Here is a 21,535-nt window from a genome sequence, read left to right on the forward strand (position 1 = left end):
GGGTGTGGAGCAGAGGACATCACGTTCACCAGAACACCACCTCGCCCACCAGGCCGCAGACGATAGGGTGCGGCGGTGAGTGAGTACCAGTACTACGAGTTCCTCGCCATTGACCGGCCGCTGGACGTGGACGAGTTGGCGCAGGTGCGAGCGCTCTCGACCAGGGCGCGGATCACCCCGACCCGATTCACCAACAGCTACTCCTGGGGTGACTTCAAGGGCGATCCACGCCGTCTGATGGAGCGTTACTACGACGCCCACCTCTACCTCGCGAACTGGGGTACTCACCAGGTCATGCTTCGGCTACCGGTGCAGCTCCTCGACCTGCCCACCGTGGGCCCCTACCTGATCGAGGACAGCATCGAGGCGTGGACCAGCGGGGAGCACCTCGTGCTCAGCCTGACCAGCAGCGACGAGAGCGGCGAGGCGGACTGGAACGAGGACGTCGACGACTCCCTCGCTCCGATCGTCGGTATCCGCGGCGAGCTCGCTTCAGGTGACCTGCGGGCCCTCTACCTCGCCTGGCTGTCCGCGCTGACCGTGTGGGAACTCCAGGACGACGACGAGGACGCCTACCAGGAGGAGCTCGAACCGCTGGTTCCTCCGGGACTGGGACAACTGACCGCCCCGCAGCGCGCACTGGCCGACTTCCTGCGGGTGGACGCCGACCTGCTCGCCGCCGCCGCAAGGACGAGTCCTGCCACCACCGGGCCGGCCGAACCGGACGAGGCGAGACTCGCCGAGTGGATCGCGGCCCTGCCTGCCAAGGAGAAGGACCACTTGCTGCTGCGTGCAGCCCAGGGCCGCTCCCCGCAGCTCGGCGCGGAACTGCTCCGACGCCACCTGGTCGCCGAACACCACGGTGTCGAGTCCGAGTACGAGTCCGAGTCCGAGTCTGCGTCCGACTCCGAACGCCGCACCGCAGCCCAACTGCTGGACGCGGCCGCCGCGCTCCGCGCCGAGCGTCGCGCCCTGGCCTAGCACCGGATCCGCGCTCCGCGCTCTGCAGCAGCCTCAGGACAGGTCGTGAACTGGGGCGAGGCGCAGTTGCTCCTCTTCGACGATCCGGCGGGCGAGGGGCCGTTCGGAGATGTCGACCGCGTCGGGGGTGGCCTCGGCGATCTCGCCGCGGCGGGCGTAGGCGTCGACGCCCCCGGCCCCGCCTGGAAGCCTTCGCCACGACCCCCCGATCCGCATGCCACCCAGTCGTCCGGTCCTGAGCCGCTCGCACCGTCTCCTACTCGTCCTCCTACTCGTCGGCGTCCAGGACGAGTGCGCGGACGTACTGGACTGCCTTGGCGAGCGGGACGGTGGTGGTCTCGCCGGTGGCGCGGACGGTGACCTCGACCGTCCCCGCGGTCAGGCCGCGGGCGCCGAGGGTGATGCGGTAGGGGATGCCGACGAGTTCCACGTCGCTGAACTTCACGCCGGGGCGCTCGTCGCGGTCGTCCCAGAGCACCTCGACGCGCTCGCTGGTCAGCTGCTTGTAGAGGTCCTGGCCTGCGGCGGCGACGGCCTCGTCGCCCTTACCCAGGGTGACCAGGGCGACCTCGAAGGGTGCGACGCTCGTGGGCCAGATGATGCCCTTGTCGTCGTGGTGCGACTCGACGATGCAGGCCAGCGCCCGCTCGATGCCGATGCCGTAGCTGCCCATGATGGGCACCACCCGGTCGCCCTCGGGGCCCAGCACGGACACCCCAAGGGCCTCCGTGTACTTGCGGCCCAGCTTGAAGATGTGGCCGATCTCCACCGTGCGGACGACGTCGAGGGCCGTCCCGCAGGTCGGGCAGGGCTCGCCGGCGGTGACCTCGCGCAGGTCGGCCCAGCGGCCCACCGCGATGTCGCGGGTCAGGTCCACGCCGCGCAGGTGGACGCCGTCGCGGTTGGCGCCGGTGGTCATTCCGGTCCGGCCGCGCAGAGCCTCGTCGGCGACGATCACCAGGTCGGCGCTGCCAGGGAGGGAGGTCGCGACCGCGCCCAGGCTGCCGGGCGAGGCGCCGAGTGCGGCCTGGATCTCCTCGGGGCGTGCTGGGCGGACGGTCGTCGCGGCCAGCGTGTCGATCAGCTTCTGCTCGACCAGCGCGTGGTCGCCGCGCATGAGAATCAGGGTGAGCTGCTGGTCGACCGCGTAGACGAGGGTCTTGACCTGGTGCTCGGCGGTGACGCCGTGCAGGCGGGCGAGGTCGTCGATGGTCCGGGCGTCGGGGGTGTCGAAGGGCTCGGGTGCGTCGAGGGCAGGCGCGTCGAGCGGGGGCGCGTCGACGACCGGCGCGAGGCGGGAGGTGGCCTTCTCGACGTTGGCGGCGTAGCCGCAGCCGGTACAGCGAACGATCAGGTCCTCGCCGGCGTCGGATGGGCACATGAACTCGACCGAGGCGCTGCCGCCCATGCTGCCGCTGGATGCCTGGACCGGGATTGCGGGGATTCCGAGGCGGGCGAAGATGCGGGTGTAGGCGGCGTGGTGGCGGTTGAAGGCGTCGTCGAGCCCGGCCTCGTCGAGGTCAAAGCTGTACGAGTCCTTCATGGTGAACTCGCGGACCCGGATCAGGCCGCTCTTGGGGCGGGGCTCGTCGCGGAACTTGGTCTGGAACTGGTACCAGGTCTGCGGCAGGTCCCGGTAGGAGCGCAGCTCCTGCGCGAGCGTCGTGAAGATCTCCTCGTGGGTCATGCCCAGCGCGAGGTCGGCGCCCTTGCGGTCCTTGAGGCGGAACATCTCCTCGCCCATGACGTCCCAGCGCCCGGACTTGTGCCAGATCTCGGCGGGGTGCATGGTCGGCAGGACGAACTCCTGCGCACCGATCCGGGCGAGCTCGTCGCGGACGATGTCGATGATCTTCGCGCGGGTGCGGACCGCGAGCGGCAGCAGCGAGTAGTGGCCGGCCATCAGCTGACGGATGTAACCGCCGCGCAGCAGGAGGCGGTGGCTCACCGCGTCCGCGTCGGCGGGGTCCTGGCGGAGGGTGGGCACGTACAGCTGGGACCAGCGCATGGATCGGGAACCTTCGTCTCGGTGAACGATGCGGGCGTCGCGACGGCGGTCACGCGTCCAACGCCGCAGAAGCCGCATTCTAGTCCTCTGGCCTGGGGCGAACCCTGCCGTTGTGGATGCGGCGCAGCACGCCCGTGGCGGTCGGCCCGGCCTGGTGTTCAGGTCCGGGCCGACCGCCACGGGAGACAGCGTGGGGCGGCGACGGGTTCAGCTGATGTCGAAGCCGTCGACCAGGAGGTAGCTGCCGCCGGCCTTGGTCAGGGTCAGCGTGTGGGTGCCGAGGGGCAGCCCGCTGGTGCTGTAGAGGGTCTGCTGTGCGTGGCGGGTGGGGGTGTTGGCGTTGACTGTGCCCTTTGAGGTGCCGTCCAGCGACACGTTGACGACGCCCTCGTCGGAGTTGGTCTCGGTGACGAACTCGATTCCTGTGCCGTAGAAGGTGACGGTCACGGAGTTGCCGTCCGTCTGGGTGTAGTGGACGCCGTCCTGGTAGTCGCCGTAGCCGCGGTTGCCGCTGGCTGCCCAGGCGCCCGTGTAGGCGATGGAGAGGGCGTCGTCGTCGATCCGGCCTGTGGTCTGACGGTACTGACCCGTCGGACCGGCAGCGGCGATGATCGACTGGGCTGCTGCCGGCCAGGCTCCGCCGCTCACGATGGTGGCCTGGTTGAAGGTGATGTTGGTGCCGTTGTTGTTGTAGGCGGCGTTGTCGGAGTAGTTGTCGTGGATGGTGATGTCGTGGATCGTCTTGATCCACATTCCGATCCAGTTCTGGCCGCCGAACCGTACGACGTTGTCGTGGGTGTTCCAGTACGAGCTGCCCTCGTCCTGGTAGAGCATGTTGTTGGTGTTGTTGCCCTCGGCGACCACGTTGCCGGCCAGGACCGAGGTCTGGCTGCTGTCGCCACCGCCCTGTCCGCCGTTGGTGTAGATCGGGCCGCCGTCGTGCAGCACGCCCATGACGTTGTGAACCGAGTTCTTCAGGATCTGGTTGCCGCCGGCGTAGATGGTGCCGTGGTGGCAGGTCGTGCCCAGCAGCGTGCAGGAGGCCCAACCCCAGCCCCAGCCGAGGGAGATGCCCGAGTACGGGGTGTAGCCGATGTCGTTGTCGGCGAGCACGGCACCGCGGGTGTAGCCGGCCCAGATGCCGACGGCGTCCTGGTAGTCCTGGCCGACGTGGCTGATGGTGTTCTGCGACACCGTGTCACCACTGGTCATCAGCGCGGTCTGGTTCTGGTAGTAGTCGTCGACCTCGCCGAGGGAGACTCCGCCGCCGGAGGTGTCGGTGATGAGGTTGCCGGTGACGGCGGAGTTCTGCGTGCCGTCGGCGAGGTCGACGCCGGTTCCGCCAAGGTGCTGGAAGGCGTCCTGGGTGAACGTGATGCCGCTGCCGCGGTGGACCTGCACGGCGGCCGCGATCCGGATCGGCGCGTGGGTGGCCGGGTCCCAGAGCACCCCGGCCTGGTTGTCGACATATCCGCTTGTGGTCGGCTGGTCCCAGGTGGCGTAGGCGAAGGTGATCCCGCTGAAGGTGAGGTCGTGGACCGGGGTGACCGTGTCCGGGATCACCGTGAAGGCGTCGACCAGGAGGTATGTCCCCGAGGTCTTGACCACCTTGACGGTGTGGGTGCCCTTCGCGAGGCCGGTGACCGACACCACAGGCTGCTGGGCGAGCCGGGTGGCTCCGGAGGCGGAGACGGTCCCGGTCTTCGTCCCGTCCACGTAGACGTCCATGCTGCCCTCGTCCGAGTTGACCTCGGAGAGGACCTGCAGGCCGGTGCCGGTGAAGGTGTAGCTGACCGAGTCGCCGTTGGTGGTGGCGGCGTGGACGTCACCGCCTAGATCGCCGAACGCGCGGCCGGTGTTGGTGAACCACGAGGGGCCGGTGTAGACGGCGTTCGGGTCGGTGTCGTTGACCGGGGCGACGTGCCCCGGGGTGCCGGAGAGGTCCAGGAGGCTCTGTTGCACCGGCAGTTCGACGTCGGCGGTGCCGAGGTTCTCCCCGGACCGGGGGATGTAGTACAGCTGGCCGGCCGCGCTGTCGAGGTAGAACTGCCCTGGCTGGGTGAGCAGTTGGTAGGCATTCTCGATCCAGCTGATGCCGTTCAGCGTCGGCAGGCCCGCGCCGTTGAAGGGATAGCCCGGGTTGGGCACGCGGGTGTTGTTGTTGGCGAAGCAGGCGGGGTCGACGTTGAGGCTGGAACCGCCGCCGCTCGTCGGCGTGACGCTCTGCAGCGGGCAACGCATCTGCTTCCAGGCGTTGTTGTCGACGATCTCGATCTGGTTCTGGTTGGTGAACGAGGTGTAGGCGCCGTCGCCGGTGCTGAAGCTCGAACCGGAGAGCGTGAACCCACTGGGATTCAGCGGGCCGCGGGCGCGCTCGGCGCGGGATCCGTTGACGAACAGTTGGCGGCTCTGCGTGCCCGCCGGGACACTCGCGCGGTAGATGTTCTTCCCGCTGTCGTAGAGCGAGAACCCGCTGACCTTGTCCGCACCGCTGATCAGCGGGGTTTCACCCGGGTAGGCGGCCCAGACGACCTTGTGGCCGTTCTGGCCGGAGTCCTGCGGGCCGAAGGACATCGGCGTGGAGAGCTGGTACGTGCCGCCGCGGAGGTAGACGGTGAGGTCGGCGGACATCGTGCCGACCTCCGAGCGGACCAGGTTCTGAGCCCCGGTCAGACTGCAGGGCGCGCTGCTCGTGCAGGCACTGCCGGAGCCGCCGGGTGACGCGTAGACGGTGCCGGCGGCTGCCTCGGCAGTGCCGGGCAGCCCCGCGAGGGCGATGAACAGGGCACCGGCGGTCAGGCCGGACGACAGTACGGCGACACGACGTCGTGTCGACATGGGCGACTCCTGGGGGTGGCAGGGCGGCGCAGTGAAGGACGTTCGGGCGTGGTGGACGGCGCGCCGGGGCGTCATGAGTCCGCATCGAATCCGCATCGAGTCCGCGCACAGAATCATCGGATCTATCCCGGACGCCGAGAAAGCTACGGCGGTGCGGCTGGGCATGACAAGAGTCCGAACAGGACGAATTTCCGGGCATGTGGAGCGGTGGCGGCCCCTGTCAGCGCCGAGAGTTGGTGAGCCTGGCTGCCGGACCGCCCCGTGATCTGCAGATTCTCCGGGAGGTCGGGCAGATCCAGATGTGGTCGAGATTGGATCCGGCAGGGGACAGTTCATCGGATGAATCGGCCGCAGACGGTCTGCGGAAGTCGTAGCGGACCGTCCGTCTTGGCTCCCGTCGGGGAAGTCCGGGCTCGCGCCGTCGGCCCGCTACACTGGTGGCTGCTCACCGAGACCACGCAACATCTGCCTGATGCAGAGTCGGCCCGACCGCTCGGCGGCCGTGGCCCCAAGCCCGCATACGCGGCAGGGGTCCGGTATCAACCCCGGTCGACGCGCAGAGGACGACACTCGGCGCCCCGGGCACCCTACGACCCCGGGCGCTACCAGGCGGCAGGAAGTCTGTTCCGTTATGGCCCGCACCACTCAGGCCACACCTCCCTCCACCCGCGTCGGCACCCGCGTCGGCTACGGCACACTGCTGCGCACACCCGGCGCGTGGACGTTCCTCGTCCCGGCCTTTGCCGCGCGCCTCCCGTTCGCGATGCTGAGCCTCGGCATCGTGCTGCTCGTCGTCGACACCACCGGTTCCTACGGCCTCGCCGGGGCGGTCGCCGCCGGGGCTGCCGTCGCCCAAGCCGCCGTCGGCCCGCAGACCGGACGCCTGGCCGACCGCCACGGCCAGGCCGCCGTCCTGCTCCCCATGATCGTCGTGCACGGATTCGCCGTCGCGGTCCTGATCGCCCTCGCGCTGGGCCATGCGCCGGTGTGGACGCTGTTCGCCGCCGCAGTGCCGGCAGGCGCGTCGGTGCCGCAGATCGGTGCGATGGTGCGGGCCCGCTGGCTGCACGTGCTGCGGGACCAGCCGTCGGCCGGCCTCTCCACGGCCTTCGCGTTCGAGTCCGTCACCGACGAGTTCACCTTCGTCATCGGCCCGGTCCTGGCCACAACCCTCGGCACGATCGTCGCGCCCGCCGCAGGTCTCGTCGCCGAGGCCGCGCTCACCGTGGTCGGCGGCCTGGCCTTCGCGCTCCAACGCCGCAGCGCGCCTCCCGTACGCGCGGCGTCCCGCGCACGCCGCGCCTCGGCCCTCGCCCACCCCGGCGTGCGACTGCTTGCCGGCTCGCTGCTAGGCGTCGGTTCGGTCTTCGGCGCGCTGCAGGTCTCCATCACCGCCGCCGCCGAGGCAGCCGGACGCCCGGGCATGGGCGGCGTGGTGTACGGCCTGTTCGCGTGCGGCAGCATGTGCGCGGGAGTGGTCTTCGGCATGGTGTCCTGGCGGCGCTCACCCCAGCGCCGGATGCTTGCCTCGTACACCCTGCTGGTGCTCGGCTGCTCCACGCTCTGGGCGATGCCCTCGCTCACCGCCCTCGCGCTGGCCGGGTTGTGCTGCGGTCTGGCCATCGCGCCGACCCTCATCTCCGCGTACACGCTGGTCGAGGCGCTGGTGGACGCGGGCGCGAAGACCGAGGCGTTCACCTGGCTGACCGGCGCGATCGGACTCGGCCTCGCCGTGGGCTCGACCGTGGCCGGACAGGTGATCGACCGGCATGGGCCGACGGGCGGCCTCCTAGTGCCCCTGGCCGGATCAGCACTCGGCCTCGCGGCGCTGGTCTCCTGGCGCGGACTGCTCGCGCCCCGCGCGGCGGCCGGTCGCAGAGTGGCCGGCGCGGTCCCCGGCTCCGCTGCCTCGGTCCTCGAACCCGCGGGGCTGCGCTGAGCCCGAGCGGCCGCGTCGGGCCGCTCTGCGCGTCGCCACCGCGACGGCCGGGCCGTCCCGGCCGTCGCCACCGCAACGGTGCGCCAACCCCAGTCAAGCGGTCCCGGTCCAGATGGTGCGCCACGTTCCGGATCCGCGCGCTGGCCGCAAAAGCGGATACCCGCGGTCGCGGTCCAGGTGGTGCGCCGCGCTCTGGCTCCGCGCGCCGGTATCCGCTTCTGCGGTCGCCGGGCGAGAATATGCAGCAACGGGACATGGAGGTGATCGCGGGATCATGAGCGGACTCGGACGGGCAGTCGCTCGGTGGACGTCCCTGTCCCTCGCAGCCAGGGTCGCCACCCTCTCGGTCCTGGTCATCGCCGCCGTGATCGGCGTGGTGCTCGCCATCCCGGGAGGCCGTTCCTCGCCTCCCGCACCCTCTCCTCCCGTGGGGGCCCCACCACCGTCAAGTCCGACCCAGCCGGGGACGCCGACGTCCCCCCTCACGGGCCTGCCCGGCCAGGCCGGGCGCATCCTCGCCGTGAAGATCGACAACATCGTCAACGCCCGTCCGCAGACCGGAGTCAACTCCGCTGACGTCGTCTACGCGATCGAGGTCGAGGGCGGGCTCTCCCGGTTCCTCGCCGTCTACGACGCCAACCACCTACCACCCGGCGACGCCATCGGTCCGGTGCGCAGCGCCCGCGAGAGCGATCTGCCGATCCTCCAGCAGTACGGCAAGGTCGACTTCGTGTACTCCGGCGCGCTGAGCAGGTTCCTTCCGGTCCTGGCCGCGGCGAACGTGTTCAACTGCTCGCCGCAGCAGGCCGGTTCGTTCTTCCGCGGCCAGAACAACGTGCCGCCCTACAACGAGTACACGGTGCCCTCGGGCATCCTGCGCCAATTCCCCGACTCGGCGCCGGCCCAGGACATCGGATTCCGCTTCGGCGACGCGCCGGCCGGCGGCGTCCCCGCCGCGTCCTATGCCGCCAGGATGCCGGCGGCCTCCTTCACGTTCACCTGGTCTGCCGCGCGGGGGAAGTACCTCGTGGCGATGGACGGCGCGCCGGCCCGGTCCACGGACGCCGGGCAGATGGGTGCACCGACCATCGTGGTGCAGAAGGTTGCCGAGACCACGTCCCCGCGTGGGTTCATGGACACGCCGGGTGAGTTGTCGCCCTACGCGCCGACCGTCGGCGGCGGTGAGGCGATCGTGCTGCGGGACGGGAAGGCGTACGACGGCACCTGGTCGCGGCCCGATGCCGGCAGCGGCACCACCTTCAGCTACGCCGGGCAGCGCATGAACTTCCATGCGGGCCAGGTGTGGATCGTTCTCGAGCCCAAGTGAGCTGATGTCCGCGCGGTCATCCGTTCGGATGGCCTGCGCCTGTCGTGCCCACGCTTCCCGCAGCGGCCGTCCTACGCTGGCGCAAAGGCACGGCGAAGGGGAGGACCATGACCGAGAGCGCGGCCGGGCTGCTGGAGAGCGTCCGTCGGCAACTGGCGCTCCGCGAGGGGGACAACCGCTTGATCCCGCGTATCGCCGAGGGCAGCGCCTCGCCGGCCGTTCTGGCGGAACTCGCCGCGCAGCAGTGGCGCATCATCGCGAGTGACCGGCGCAGCTTCCTGGTCCTGGCCGCCCGCTGCGCGGACAACCCGGGCGGCGAGTACTTCGCCGGGCTGGCGGCAGGAGAGAGTCTGGCCCTGGACAAGCTCGGGGGATTCGCTACCGCCTGCGGGCTCGACTCCGCCGCCCTGCTCGCGCGGGAACCGCTGGCGGGCTGTCAGGCCTACCCCGCGTACATGGCCTGGCTGGCCCTCAACGGCGACCCGGCCGGGGTGGTGCTCGCCCTCGCCGCCAACTTCGCCACGTGGAGCGGATACTGCGCCACGGCAGCCCACGCGCTGCGCCACTACTACGACTTCGACGACAGGGCCTGTGCCTTCTTCGACTTCTTCGCCGCGCCCGCCCCGGAGGCCGAAGCCCAGGCCCTGGCCGTGGTGGAGCGAGCCCTCCCCGAAGGCTCAGCCTCAGCTGAGCTTCTCGGCTACGGGCGCCTTCTGCAGAGCTATGAACTGATGTTCTGGAACACCCTGGCGGACCTCGACCCGCCGGAGAGCTGACCGGCTGGAGCAGGTGCGAGGCGACGAGCGCCTGCTTACCGGCGTCGCGTCGTTCACATCAGTCCCGCGAGCCGGTAGAGCACGAGTGGCCCGGCCACGGCGACGTCTTGGTCGGCCCGTCGGGCTGTCGGGCTGTCGGGCTGTCCGGTTTCAGCTCCCGGCTACTCGAGCTGCTGGTAGTTGATCGGTACAGCTCTGACGCGTCAGGAAATACGCACACGTATCAAGAAGTCATAAACTTTCAGGGAGAAGTGGAACATGATCTTTCCGATCCATTGAATCGGACGACTGTTATCCGCTTCACCGGCCTCAGTCATCACTGGCGTCACAAGGCTTGAGCAGGAGCAATGGCGTCGGCCGCGCACTTCCGGCGTGTACGGCGCAGGGGTGGATTTGAGGATTGCTTGAGGATTCGACGGCGATTTCTTCGAGTCCGGTCATGTTGCATTCGACTGTGGCGCCTTGTTAATGTCATGCCTGCGGAGGGGCTCGGCTTGGGTGAGCCGGGTCCCAGATGCAACCTTCACGGGGGAAGGAGTAGTACGTCACCCGACTCCAGGAACTCGTGAGATTCTTCCTCCCGGTCGTCCCTCCTCGGCGAGCATCGGTTGAGAGTGAGTTGACCGATGCTGTCGAGGCAGTTCGGACTGAATGGCCGCGAGGAGGCTTCGCGTGCAGGCCATGCCGCCCAAATTTCCAACCGGTCCCATTCCCTGATCCTGGGCGGATGCTGATCGGCGATATTGGGCGAGCAGCAGGGATTTCCTGGGACGATCACGTCCCTGTCCCTGTTGCGTGGATTGGCCGGCGAAGCTCGGTGCATATTCGGAGAATCAAGCGAAAGGACGAGAATGAAGCTCAAGCGTATTGTTGCCGCAGCGGTCGTCGTCCCGTTGGCTGCCGGAGCGACCATCTCGATGGCCGGCTCCAGCGCGTCTGCGGCGACCCTGCCGAAGACGGCCCCCGCCTCGGCGACGCTGCTCGCACACGGGGCCCAGCCGCAGTTCCTGGGCGACTGGGCGAAGAAGGCCGCTGCCGTCGCGGGTGGGGCCTTCGTGGCCGGCTTCACCGCGAAGGCGGGGGCTGCCGCGTGGGAGGCCGCCACCACGGTGGCCGCCGCGTCGTCGTCCAGCAGCAGCGAGTCGTCGTCGAGCAGCAGCGGGGTCCCGATCACCAACGGAGCCCTGGCGCCGCGCACCACGAACGCCGACACGCAGTTCGATGCGGCCCACTGACCGTCTGAGATGACAACTGTGGGTTCGCCACTTGTGGTGAATGAGCCCCCCGGCGGCGGGATGGTCCCGTCTCCTTCCGCCGGGGGGCGCTCACCAGTCTCGGTTCGACTCAGGGCCTCGGTCCTGCTGTCCCTTGTCCCGGTCGTGCTCTACACCTTGGCTTGCCTGGTGTACAACGCTCCCGCGTCGCCGGCGAAGACCCGCCTGGCGACCCCGGTGAACGCCGTGATCAACCCGTATTTCGGACAGGACTGGATGCTCTTCGCCCCGGCGCCCTCGACCGTCAATGACATTCTGATGATGGACGTGAAGCTGAAGGCGGGTAATTCGGAAGGAGAAACGACGACGATCCCGGTGGATATCGAAGAGCCGATCGATCGGATGCCGCGGAGCAACCGAGTGATGCCGACCAAGTTGCCTGGTGTACTCCTGGCCCTTCAGGAAAGCTTTACGAATTACGCGAACGGGCTGAATGACGCACTCAAGGCGCCGAAGGCTCAGCAGCCTGCGTTGGAGGATGCGCTCTCGAGGCGTTACGCCGCCGAATTCGTCGAGCTACAACGCTTCCTCTCCATCCGAGCCGGCACGATGTATCCGGATGCGCAGATCATCGCGGTCCGGGCGACATTCGACAAGCGGCCCATCACGCCTTTCTCGGAGCGGGATATGCATCCTGCTCCGAAGCAGCCGGTCCAGGGTGTGCTGCAGACGGCTTGGATGCCCTATGTTTCCGGGGTGGCCGACTGATGGAGAAATTTCGCACGTTTTCTGCTGCCGCTTCGCGCAGGGTCGACAGGCTCATCCTCGCCGTGTCCTGCCAGGAGCGGAGACTCATAGGGATCGCGCTCCTGCGCATCATCATCGGATTTGCGACAATCCTGTATTGCCTCTCCGACTACGGACACCGCCAGTTCTTCTGGGGGCCGCATTCCTACGACTCTCCACAGGCTGCGTCCTCGGCCCTGCCGCGCTGGGGCTTCTCGCTGTATTTCGTCAGCAACTCCGAGGCGTGGTTCGAACTGCTGTTCCATCTGACGATCGTCGCATCCGCCCTGTTCATGGTCTTCGGTGGCCGGATCCTGACGCTGGTGCAGGCGGTCTTGATGTGGTCACTCCACAACAGGAACCAGGACATCCTTGAGGGCGGCGACAACCTGGCCCAGATCCTCATCCTCTTCATGCTGCTGACGGTCTCCAACGGGTACTTCGCACCTGGGGCAAAAGCACGCCGCGCCGCGCTGCGCCAGGTACCGGGGCCGACGTTCGGCACCGCCCTGCACAACCTGGGCGCCTACCTGATCGTGTTTCAGGTCGCCATCGTGTATTTGGCGTCCGGCTATTGGAAGATCGCCGGGCAGGTGTGGCAGCAGGGCGTGGCCATGTACTACGTCAGCCGGATCAACGGATTCGCCATGTCGACGACCTATGCGCACCTGATGGGGAACCCGTTCATCGGGACTGCGGTGTCCTATGTGACGATTTTCATCGAACTCGCGTTCCCCTTTGCGATTCTCAGCAGTAAGGCCTGGATCCGTAAGGCGCAGACGCTCTCCTTGGAGGGGCTGCATCTGGGGATCATGGCGTTCATGGGGCTGGTGTGCTTCGGTCTGATCATGATCGGGGCAGACTGTACGGCGATGCGCGACGAGGACTACCGCTCGCTGTGGATACAGGTCGCTCCGCTGCGCAAGCGCTTGACCAGACGTCCACAGCGAGCACCCGCGCTGCCGTCGGGAAGCGTGGCCCCGCCGTTGGACCTGCGAGAAGAGACACGTGCGTGAACAGTCCCGACGCTGCGGCGCTGGTTCAAACCCGTCGTCTCCGGCCGTTCCGCTGCACGATTCTCCTCATCAACGGGAGCACCTACCGATGCCAGACCTGACATCCTCGCCCGACTTCGGGGCGCAACCGGGCACCGGGACAGTCGTGGAGACGTTGACCGCGTTCCTGAGCGCTCCCGCACATGAGCGTCGGGCGCTGGCGCCCGGCTTGGTCGACGGAGTGGGCGAGCGTGCGTTGGACGCCGTTCTGACGGCGACGTGGCGCCGCATCGGTCCGTTCGTGGCAGTGGTCGAGGGGCACGAGGGTCTGGAGATCCGCGGCACCAGAGGACAGGCGTCGGCGTGGGCGGTCCGCAGTGTGGACGGTCGGCTGTCCGGGCTGGTCATCGGTGGCCGGCGGCGGGCACCGCGCCTGCATCAGGGCCGCTTTGCCGCGCTGTTCTGGTGCGGCTGGCTCATCCTGTGGGCCCTGAGCTGTGTCGCCTGCTGGCAGGCCGGGTCCGTCGCGGAGTGGATCTTCGCCGCGGGATTCCTGAGCATTCTCGTCGTGTTGTTCCAGGGCTTCGACGTTCCCGCGAAGTGGAAGCTCCCCCGAGCCGTGCAGCGAGTTGTGGTTGTAGCGGCGGCAGCAAGTCTGCTGTCGGTGGTCCGACTCCCGGGCCTGCCCGCGGGAAACCTCGACTCCTGGACCGTGGGCACGCTGTCGGTGCTCGGATTTCTGGTCGTCACGCTGCTGCGCGGGCGCGGGTACCAGCTGGCATCGCAGATCTCACGTCCTCTGGCGATGCCGTTCGGGCAGGGAACCTGGTACGTGGTTCAAGGCGGCGGTCCTGGACTGAACCACCATGTACGTGTCGCGGCACAGCGCGGCGCGCTCGACCTGGTGGCCCTCGGAGCGACCGGAGGCCGGGCCTCGGGACTCTCGCCTCGGGAGGTCACGGACTTCGCGGCCTACGGAGTGCCCGTGCTGGCGCCGTGTGACGGCACCGTGGTGCGGGCGTTGGACGGCCTGCAGGATCAGGTTCCGGGCCGCCCGTGGGCCGCACCGCCGTACGGCAATCACGTCAGCATCGACACCGGTCATGAAGTGGTCCACCTGGCCCACCTCCGTCCGGGCAGCGTGCGCGTGCGCACCGGTGAGCAGGTGCGCACGGGTCAAGTCCTGGGTGAGGTAGGGAACTCCGGCCGCTCCACCGAACCTCACCTGCACCTGCACGCCGAACGCGAGGGCCAGGGCCTGGAGTTGCGTTTCATCGGAATCGACGGAGGCCTGCGGCGCGGTCGACGCATCACTGTCTGAGGATCACTCAACTTTCGTTGCCACACGAGTGGCACAGGAACCACGTCACCCAGGGGGAATGGTCATGCCCAGAGGTCCAAGGCAGTACCGGTTGACCGCCCGGCAAGCGGCCGCCGCCGTACCCGTGGTGATCGGCCTGCTGGCGGTGGCTCTGGTCGCACCTGCCCACGCCGATCCCGTGCCCGGGCGCTCGGCCGTCCTCGGCTCCAGGCCGGACTTCGCGAAACCGACGGCCGACCGAGGCGCGGTACCCGACCAAAGTACCGTGACCGCTCGGATCTATCTCGCCAGCCGTGCTCCCGCCGCCTTGGCCGCGTTCGACGCGGCGGTCTCCGACCCCAACAGCAGCCGCCACGGCCAGTTCCTGTCTCCGGGGCAGTTCCAGTCACGCTTCGGGGCCGACCCGCAGCAGACGAGCCGCCTCGCCCAATGGCTCACCGGTACCGGGCTGTCCGTCACCGCACATACTGCCCACTACCTGGCCGTCGCCGGCACCGCCGCCGCGATCCGCACCGCCTTTCACACCTCACTGCATCGCTACGCCACCCCCCAGGGCGTCCAGCAGGCCCCCGACGGCGACCTGACCGTCCCCGCCGACCTCGCGCCCACCGTGCTCGCCGTCTCCGGGATCTCCGCCCCCGCCGCAGCCCGTCCCGCCGGTGGTCCCAGCACCGCGGCGAGGAGCACGCAGAGGACCGGCACACAGGGGACAGGCACGCAGTGGACCGGCACCCAGAGCGTCTGCTCGCCCTCCTACGGACAGCAGGTAGCCACCGGCTTCCCCACTGCCTACACCGCCACGACGCCCTACACCCCCTGCCCGTACATCCCCTCCCAACTTCGCCGGGCCTATGGCGTGACCGGCTCGGGCCTGTCCGGGAGAGGCGTCACCATCGCCATCGTCGACGCCTACGGCTCCCCGACGATGCTCGCGGACGCGGACCACTTCGCCGCCCGTCACGGCGACCAACCCTTTCGAGCGGGTCAGTACGCCGAGCACGTCACACCCCAGCAGTGGCACGTCAGCCCTGCCTGCGCACCCCCAGGAAGCTGGGCAGGCGAGGAATCCCTCGATGTGGAGATGGCTCACGGCCTCGCGCCTGGTGCGAACGTCCTGTATGTCGGCGCGAACTCCTGCCTCAACGACGATCTGATGGACGCCGAGGCGTCCATCATCGACAGTCGCCGAGCGGACGTTGTCTCCAACTCCTGGGACGAGATCATGCACGCTGATCCGGCCTACCTCACCCCCGGCATCGTGAACGCATGGGAGTTGCTGTTTGAAGAAGGTGTCGCGGAAGGCATAGGCATCTACGTCGCCGCGGGCGACTGCGGTGACAGTTCCCCCGGCGCCGCGCTGACCGGCGTGAACTGCGACCGCGCCACCACTCGCGCACAGGCGGACTACCCCAGCTCATCCCCCTGGGTCACCTCCGTCGGCGCAACTGCGCTCGCCCTCGGCAAGGACGGCGGCGCCGCCTGGGAGACCAGCGCAGGCGATCGCCTGTCGGTTCTCTCCGCCGACGCGACCGCCTGGCAACCCTTCCCCGGTGCCTTCTACTTCGGCGGTGGTGGCGGCACCAGTGAGGACTTCGACCAACCCTGGTACCAGTGGGGCACCGTTCCGTCCTCCTTGTCCCACTCCCTGCTGACGGGCGCTCGGAGCAGTATCGCCCGGCGGGTCACCCCGGACGTCGCGATGGACGGCGACGCCGCCCTGTCGACTCTGGTCGGATTCACGTCGGGCGGCAGCTACCGTGAGGTCGGCTACGGGGGAACGTCCGTTTCCGCCCCCGCCTTCGCCGGAATCCAGGCCGATGCCCAGCAGGCCGCGGGTCATCCGATCGGGTTCGCCAACCCGGACCTCTACCTGCGCAACGCCTTCGGCGTCTTTCATGACGTGTTGGACCACCCCAAGGTGGTTGGTGGCGCCCTACTGTCCGACATCCTCGATCTGGGACCGGACGCCAGCGGCGCCCCCCAGGTTCTGCTCTTCGCCCTGGGCCAGGACTACGGCCTCCACGCGGGCCACGGCTACGACAACGCCACCGGCTTGGGCTCACCCACCGCCGACTATCTGCGCTCCTACAGGTGGTGGCTCGACCACAGGAACTCCTCGCCCGACGCGGGCATCACGCTGGGGGCAGGAAACTTGACCCATGAGTGAAGCGATCGTGGTCGGGGCCGGCCCCAATGGGCTGTCCGCAGCCGTCGCCCTGGCCCAGCAGGGGATGCGGGTCACTGTCCTGGAAGCCGGCGACGAGATCGGAGGCGGCACCAGGACCAGCGAACTGACGGTACCCGGTGTTCTGCACGACCACTGCTCCGCTGTGCATCCGATGGGAGTGGGATCCCCGTTCCTGCGTGCACTGCCGCTGGAGCGTTACGGCGTGGAATGGCTCTGGCCCCGGATCGACCTCGCGCATCCGCTGGACGACGGCGACGCAGGGGTGATGGTCCGCTCGGTCGAGGCCACGGCTGCGGGACTGGGCACGGACGGCTCGGCCTGGTCGCGTCTGTTCTCCCCACTGGCCTCTGGCTTCGACGCGCTGACCGACGACTTGCTGCGGCCCATGCTCCACGTGCCTCAGCATCCGCTGCGTCTGGCCGAATTCGGGCTCCAGGCGATGCGACCCGCGACCTCCGTCGCCCGCCGCTGGCACACAGACCGGGCCCGGGCGCTGTTCGCGGGGGCGGCGGCGCATGCCTTCCATCCACTGGAGCGACCCGTCACCGGGGCGCTGGGGCTGATGCTGATCGCAGCCGGCCACCGGTACGGTTGGCCGGTCGCACGCGGCGGATCCGCGATGATCACCCGGGCTCTCGCCCGGGTGCTGACCGACCTCGGAGGCACCATCGAGACCGGGGTGCAGGTGGGTTCCCTCGCCCAACTACCTGCTGCAGAGGTCGTCATGCTCGACGTCACCCCGAGCGCCGCGGTCGCGATCTGTGGGACCCGCCTGCCCAGGCAGGTGCGACGCGCCTACTCACGCTGGCGACATGGCCCCGCAGCCTTCAAGGTCGATCTGGCCATCGAGGAAGGGGTGCCGTGGACCAACGAGGCGTGCCGACAGGCCGGAACCGTACACCTGGGGGGCACCCTGGAAGAGATCACACGCACCGAGCGCGACATCAACGTCGGCCGCATGCCCGACCGGCCGTTCGTTCTGGTCGCGCAGCAGTACCTCGCCGATCCCAGTCGCTCGAACGGTAACGTCCATCCCCTTTGGGCCTACGCCCATGTCCCCCACGGATACGACGGGGACGCCACCCAGGCAGTGCTCAACCAACTCGAACGGTTCGCCCCCGGGACGCGGGAACGGATCGTGGCCAGCGCCATCCGCTCTCCCAGCCAGTTCGCCCAGGACAACCCGAACTACGTCGGCGGCGACATCATCACCGGAGCCAACACGGCTCGCCAGGTGCTCATGCGACCACGCCTGGCCCTCAACCCCTATGCAACGGGCATTCCAGGCGTCTACCTGTGCTCCGCGGCCACACCCCCCGGGGCCGGCGTACACGGCATGTGCGGCTACAACGCCGCACGATCCGCGCTGCGCCCAACCCGTAGACCAGGACGTGCCCTGCACTGAAGAACCCGCCGTCCGGGTCGCCAGTTGAGGAGAACGCCGAGGCCACGGGGCAGGTCGAGGGCGAGAGAGAGCAGGGTGGCGAAGTGGTCGCTCAGCTGACGGCAGCGCCGAACCACCTGGGCAGCTGGCTGAGCAGATCCTGCTGATCTTCACCGGCCCACGCCACGTGGCCGTCCGGCCGCAGCAACACCGCCGGCACGTCCAGTTCCTCGCTGACGTCGACGACGTGGTCGACGCGATCCGCCCACCCTGCCACCGAAAGCCGGCCGGTCTGGTCGAGCAGCAGCCCGCGGCCGCCGTGCATCCGCTCGTAGAGGCGACCCTGCTTCAGCTTCACGTCCCGCAACCGCCGGCCGAGCAGTTCGTGGCCCTCGCCGAAGTCGTAGCGGATCCCGACCGCGGTGATCATCTCCGTGACGTACCGGTTCGCCTCCTCGAAGTCCATCAGCTTCGAGAACAGCTCCCGCAGCGCGGTCGCACCCGGATCGGTCCCCAGCAGCGTGATCTGCGCGCGGGTGTTGTCCAGCACGCGCGCGCCCACCGGGTGCCGTTCGGCGTGGTAGCTGTCCAGCAGCCCGTCCGGTGCCCAGCCGTTGACCGCGGCGGCCAGCTTCCAGCCCAGATTGAACGCGTCCTGCACGCCGAGGTTGAGCCCCTGCCCGCCGGTCGGCGGGTGGATGTGCGCCGCGTCGCCGGCCAGCAGCACCCGGCCGACCCGGTAGCGCTCGGCCTGCCGGGTGGCGTCGCCGAACCGGGACAGCCAGCGCGGCGAGTGCACGCCGAAGTCGGTGCCTGCGACCGCCCGCAGCTGCCGCCTGAACTCCTCGAGGGTCGGCGCGGTCGTACGGTCCTCGGCCACTCCGTCGGCGGGCACGATGACGCGGTACGTCCCGTCCCCGTTGGGGATGGTGCCGAACCGCAGTTGGGTCTTGCGGACTTCCTCGACGACAGCGGCAACCGTCGCCGGATCCTCGGTCATCTCCATATCGCCCAGCAGCGTCTCGACCTTGGCGGGCTCGCCGGGGAAACCGACGCCGAGCTCCTTGCGCACCACACTGCGGCCTCCGTCGCACCCGACGAGGTAGCGCGAGCGCAGATGCGTGCCGTCCGCCAGCTCGACAGTGACCCCGTCCTCGTCCTGGCTGAGCCCGACCACGTGGCAGCCGCGCCGGAGCTCGGCACCGAGTTCGACAGCATGTTCGTTGAGCAGCCGCTCGGTGACCGGCTGCAGAGTGGAGAGGCCGTACGGGTGCGCCGTGTCCAACCGTTCCGGCCACGCCTTGAGGATGCCGCCGAAGAAACCGCCGACCTGGAACTTCTCACTGACCGCGAGGAATCGGTCCAGCAGGCCGCGCTGGTCCATCATCTCGACGCTGCGCGCGTGCAGGCCGCGCCCACGGGACTCGCTGGTCGGCTCGGCCAGCTTCTCCAGCACGACCACGTGCACGCCGTGCAGCCGCAACTCGCCGGCCAGCATCAAACCGGTCGGTCCGCCGCCGACCACGATCACGTCAATCATCTATACGCCCATTCAACGAGAGTGGATTCCGGCCAGCCGCTCCGCGCAGTCGGGTGGCACGCATACCCGTGCCTCCGCGCCGAGTCCGCGCCGAGGCCGCGCAGCCGAACCGCGAGTCCCACCGGCGGTTCGACGTTCCCGCGCAACCCATACGCCGACAACAGCACACGCACGTCGCGAATCTGTCATTTCCGCAGGTTCTGGCCTTGGCCGACCATTCTGTGGCACGACCCGGGCCTTGCCGCAAGCCCCCCGGTGCGCTATATGTTGAGAGTGGCAAGGAGTGGGTAACCTCCTTGCCTTTGCCTTGTGTTGTCCGCTGTGGACAGACAAAGCTCCTCCCGAAACGGCGACGCGGCGCGTGACCTGCCCGAGGCCGTGCGCATCCGCCGCGACGTCACCGACTTCCTCACCGCCCACCTGCAGCGCTGACGAACCCGCCCACGCTGCGAGCGCCCACAGGAACCTAGCCGGCCGACTCCTGTGGGAGCGTCTCCTCGTGGCGGAGGCGGTAGGCGACGGCAAGCCACCAGGGGATGCCGAAGAGTGCGACGAGGACGAGGCCGAGCACGAGCGGCGCCGGGCGTGCCGCGCCCAGCCCGAGGCAGGCGACGGCCGCCCCCGCACACGTCCGGGACAGCGGGCGGTACAGCTCGCGTTTGCTGCGCCAGGCTTCGAGGCTGGCGGCCACGAGCATGGTGCTGGACAGCACGACCGCCGCGCCGCCGCAGAGCACCCAAGACGTGGCAGTGGCGGTGCGTGCCGCGTGGGCGTGCTCGACGAGGCTGACCATCGCCGCGCCCATAGCGGCCACCGCCGCCGTCAGCGGCAGGTGGGTGAGCATCCACTGCACGGTGGCCACCGGCGCCTGCCGCGGCTCGCGGTGGCCGGCGAAGTCGAAGTAGGTCCACCAGGCGCCGAATCCGACCACCACGGCGATCAGCGCGACAGCGACGGCGAGCACGCTGAGCGGCTCGGCCGCGAGCCCGCTGACCACGCCGGTGACGGTCTCCCCGAGCACGATGATGATGAGCAGCCCGAACCGCTCGATCAGGGCGTCGGTAATGGTGAACGTGGCAGCCGCGCCCGGCGCCGCTCCGAGGATCACTGCTCCGAAGCCGACCAGGTAGGCGATGTCGAGCAGCCCCCACATCCATACCCGGGAAACGGCGGGGAGCAGCGCGCTCGTGCCGAGGATGACGGCACAGAAGACGGTTCCGGCGACGAAGCGTCTGCTGGAGCGGCGGTACTCGGGCCGGTCGCCGCGGGAGGCCAGCATCCACAGCACCGCCAGGACCGCGAACAGGATCCCCGCCGTGACGGCGAAGGCCGCGCCCCGCGCGCCGCCCGCCTCGGGGATGAAGGCTCCCAGAGGGACGAGGACCAGGATCTGGAGCAGGAAGGTGCTCCGGGCCCGGGCGTCGTCGTGACCGTGCAGCTCGTGGTGGAGACTCCCGTTGACCCAGGCAATCCACACCAGCCCGAACACCGCTGCGTACTCGCCGAGGCCGCGCCAGGTGAGCTTCCCCGCAAGATGGTGGGCCGCCTGCGCGACAAGGACGACTACCACCAGATCGTAGAAGAGCTCCAGCGGGCCGACGACGCGCTCGCGCGGCTGCTCGCCGTGGCTGCGCGGCGGCTGCCACAGCTGTCGCCGCATCCGCCTCCAGAACGTCGGCTCGCCGGTTACGGCGGGGGCGCCTTCGTCCGTCATCCGGTGACGCTCCTACCGTTCGGGGCGGCGGACCGGCGTGATCAGGTCGCGCAGGGCCGGGTCTCGGTCCAGTCGACCATCAGGCGGCGCTCGGCGAAGTACCACTCGCCGTCCTGCTTGACGAATTCGTCGAGATAGCGGATGGACGCGATCATGATCGTGCGCTCGGCGTCCGTGCCGTATGAGATGTGGTGGGCCAGGCAGTAGCTCTCGCCGCTCGCCTGGTCGCCGTCGAGCGAAACGGTGCTCTGGCCGTTGAAGTGGGTGGTGGCCTTGTAGGTGTTCAGGTTGTCGAACACCGGGGCGAGGGCCTCGCGTCCGTGCAGTTCCTGAGTCGGCGCGGTCGCGGTGGCGTCCATGTAGACCAGGAGGCGGGTGTCCTCGGTGAACAGGGCCATCTGGCCCTTGGCGTCCCGACGGTCGGCGCAGTGCGCGTAGGCGTCGATCAGCTCGCGGATGGCCAGCCGGTCGGCGGCCTGCTGAGGTGAGATCGAGGTGTGGGAGGACATGGCGATCCCCTTCGT

Annotated in this window: 16 protein-coding genes; 10 read left to right on the plus strand and 6 right to left on the minus strand. The window is 69.1% G+C overall.

Translation table 11 applies throughout. The features are described from left to right. The first annotated feature begins 75 nt into the window (after window positions 1-75). Window positions 76-981, plus strand: a complete 906-nt coding sequence (locus ABIA33_RS20840) for a hypothetical protein (RefSeq protein ID WP_370083854.1) — start codon at window positions 76-78, stop codon at window positions 979-981. A gap of 33 nt (window positions 982-1,014) precedes the next feature. On the opposite strand, the gene ABIA33_RS20845 is transcribed toward ABIA33_RS20840, so the two are convergent. The 3 genes from ABIA33_RS20845 to ABIA33_RS20855 all read right to left on the minus strand — a co-directional run bounded on the left by ABIA33_RS20845 (window position 1,015) and on the right by ABIA33_RS20855 (window position 5,827). Beyond that, complete coding sequence (locus tag ABIA33_RS20845) at window positions 1,015-1,197, minus strand: hypothetical protein (protein WP_370083976.1); 183 nt, start codon at window positions 1,195-1,197, stop codon at window positions 1,015-1,017. 52 nt (window positions 1,198-1,249) lie between these two features. Beyond that, window positions 1,250-2,989, minus strand: a complete 1,740-nt coding sequence (locus ABIA33_RS20850; RefSeq protein ID WP_370083855.1) for a proline--tRNA ligase — start codon at window positions 2,987-2,989, stop codon at window positions 1,250-1,252. 207 nt (window positions 2,990-3,196) lie between these two features. Further along, window positions 3,197-5,827, minus strand: coding sequence for a hypothetical protein (locus ABIA33_RS20855; protein ID WP_370083856.1), 2,631 nt, complete (start codon window positions 5,825-5,827; stop codon window positions 3,197-3,199). Between the two features lie 631 nt (window positions 5,828-6,458). Between ABIA33_RS20855 and ABIA33_RS20860 the strand changes: the two genes are divergently transcribed. The 9 genes from ABIA33_RS20860 to ABIA33_RS20900 all read left to right on the plus strand — a co-directional run bounded on the left by ABIA33_RS20860 (window position 6,459) and on the right by ABIA33_RS20900 (window position 17,778). Further along, window positions 6,459-7,766, plus strand: a complete 1,308-nt coding sequence (locus ABIA33_RS20860) for an MFS transporter (protein ID WP_370083857.1) — start codon at window positions 6,459-6,461, stop codon at window positions 7,764-7,766. Window positions 7,767-8,040: 274 nt separating this feature from the next. Beyond that, window positions 8,041-9,093 carry a DUF3048 domain-containing protein gene (locus tag ABIA33_RS20865; protein WP_370083858.1) on the plus strand — a complete coding sequence of 351 codons (1,053 nt, stop codon included), beginning with the start codon at window positions 8,041-8,043 and terminating at the stop codon, window positions 9,091-9,093. Between the two features lie 107 nt (window positions 9,094-9,200). Beyond that, window positions 9,201-9,869, plus strand: coding sequence for a transcriptional regulator (locus ABIA33_RS20870; protein WP_370083859.1), 669 nt, complete (start codon window positions 9,201-9,203; stop codon window positions 9,867-9,869). Between the two features lie 851 nt (window positions 9,870-10,720). Beyond that, the gene (locus tag ABIA33_RS20875) at window positions 10,721-11,104 is read left to right on the plus strand and encodes a hypothetical protein (RefSeq protein ID WP_370083860.1); all 384 of its coding nucleotides are present in this window, start codon (window positions 10,721-10,723) and stop codon (window positions 11,102-11,104) included. A gap of 144 nt (window positions 11,105-11,248) precedes the next feature. Then, entirely contained in the window at window positions 11,249-11,851 is a 603-nt protein-coding gene (locus ABIA33_RS20880; protein ID WP_370083861.1) for a DUF5819 family protein, read from the plus strand. Further along, on the plus strand, window positions 11,851-12,885 hold the full coding sequence (locus ABIA33_RS20885) for a hypothetical protein (RefSeq protein WP_370083862.1): 1,035 nt from the start codon (window positions 11,851-11,853) through the stop codon (window positions 12,883-12,885). The genes ABIA33_RS20880 and ABIA33_RS20885 overlap by 1 nt, the downstream gene beginning before the upstream one ends. 88 nt (window positions 12,886-12,973) lie before the next feature. Next, window positions 12,974-14,185: a M23 family metallopeptidase gene (locus tag ABIA33_RS20890; protein ID WP_370083863.1), complete on the plus strand. Its 1,212-nt coding sequence runs from the start codon at window positions 12,974-12,976 to the stop codon at window positions 14,183-14,185. A gap of 64 nt (window positions 14,186-14,249) precedes the next feature. Next, on the plus strand, window positions 14,250-16,352 hold the full coding sequence (locus tag ABIA33_RS20895) for a protease pro-enzyme activation domain-containing protein (protein WP_370083864.1): 2,103 nt from the start codon (window positions 14,250-14,252) through the stop codon (window positions 16,350-16,352). Next, on the plus strand, window positions 16,345-17,778 hold the full coding sequence (locus tag ABIA33_RS20900) for a phytoene desaturase family protein (RefSeq protein WP_370083865.1): 1,434 nt from the start codon (window positions 16,345-16,347) through the stop codon (window positions 17,776-17,778). Before ABIA33_RS20895 ends, ABIA33_RS20900 begins: the two co-directional genes overlap by 8 nt. Before the next feature lie 91 nt (window positions 17,779-17,869). Here the strand turns inward: ABIA33_RS20900 and rox are convergent, their stop codons facing one another. The 3 genes from rox to ABIA33_RS20915 form a co-directional block, all read right to left on the minus strand. Further along, window positions 17,870-19,297 (minus strand): rifampin monooxygenase, encoded by a 1,428-nt coding sequence (gene rox, locus ABIA33_RS20905; RefSeq protein WP_370083866.1) that lies wholly within the window; start codon window positions 19,295-19,297, stop codon window positions 17,870-17,872. A 466-nt stretch (window positions 19,298-19,763) separates the two neighbouring features. Continuing rightward, window positions 19,764-21,011, minus strand: a complete 1,248-nt coding sequence (locus tag ABIA33_RS20910) for a low temperature requirement protein A (protein WP_370083867.1) — start codon at window positions 21,009-21,011, stop codon at window positions 19,764-19,766. Between the two features lie 41 nt (window positions 21,012-21,052). Beyond that, entirely contained in the window at window positions 21,053-21,520 is a 468-nt protein-coding gene (locus tag ABIA33_RS20915; RefSeq protein ID WP_370083868.1) for a nuclear transport factor 2 family protein, read from the minus strand. Window positions 21,521-21,535: the final 15 nt, after the last annotated feature.

The sequence above is a fragment of the Streptacidiphilus sp. MAP12-16 genome (assembly GCF_041262165.1).
Lineage (GTDB): Bacteria > Actinomycetota > Actinomycetes > Streptomycetales > Streptomycetaceae > Streptacidiphilus.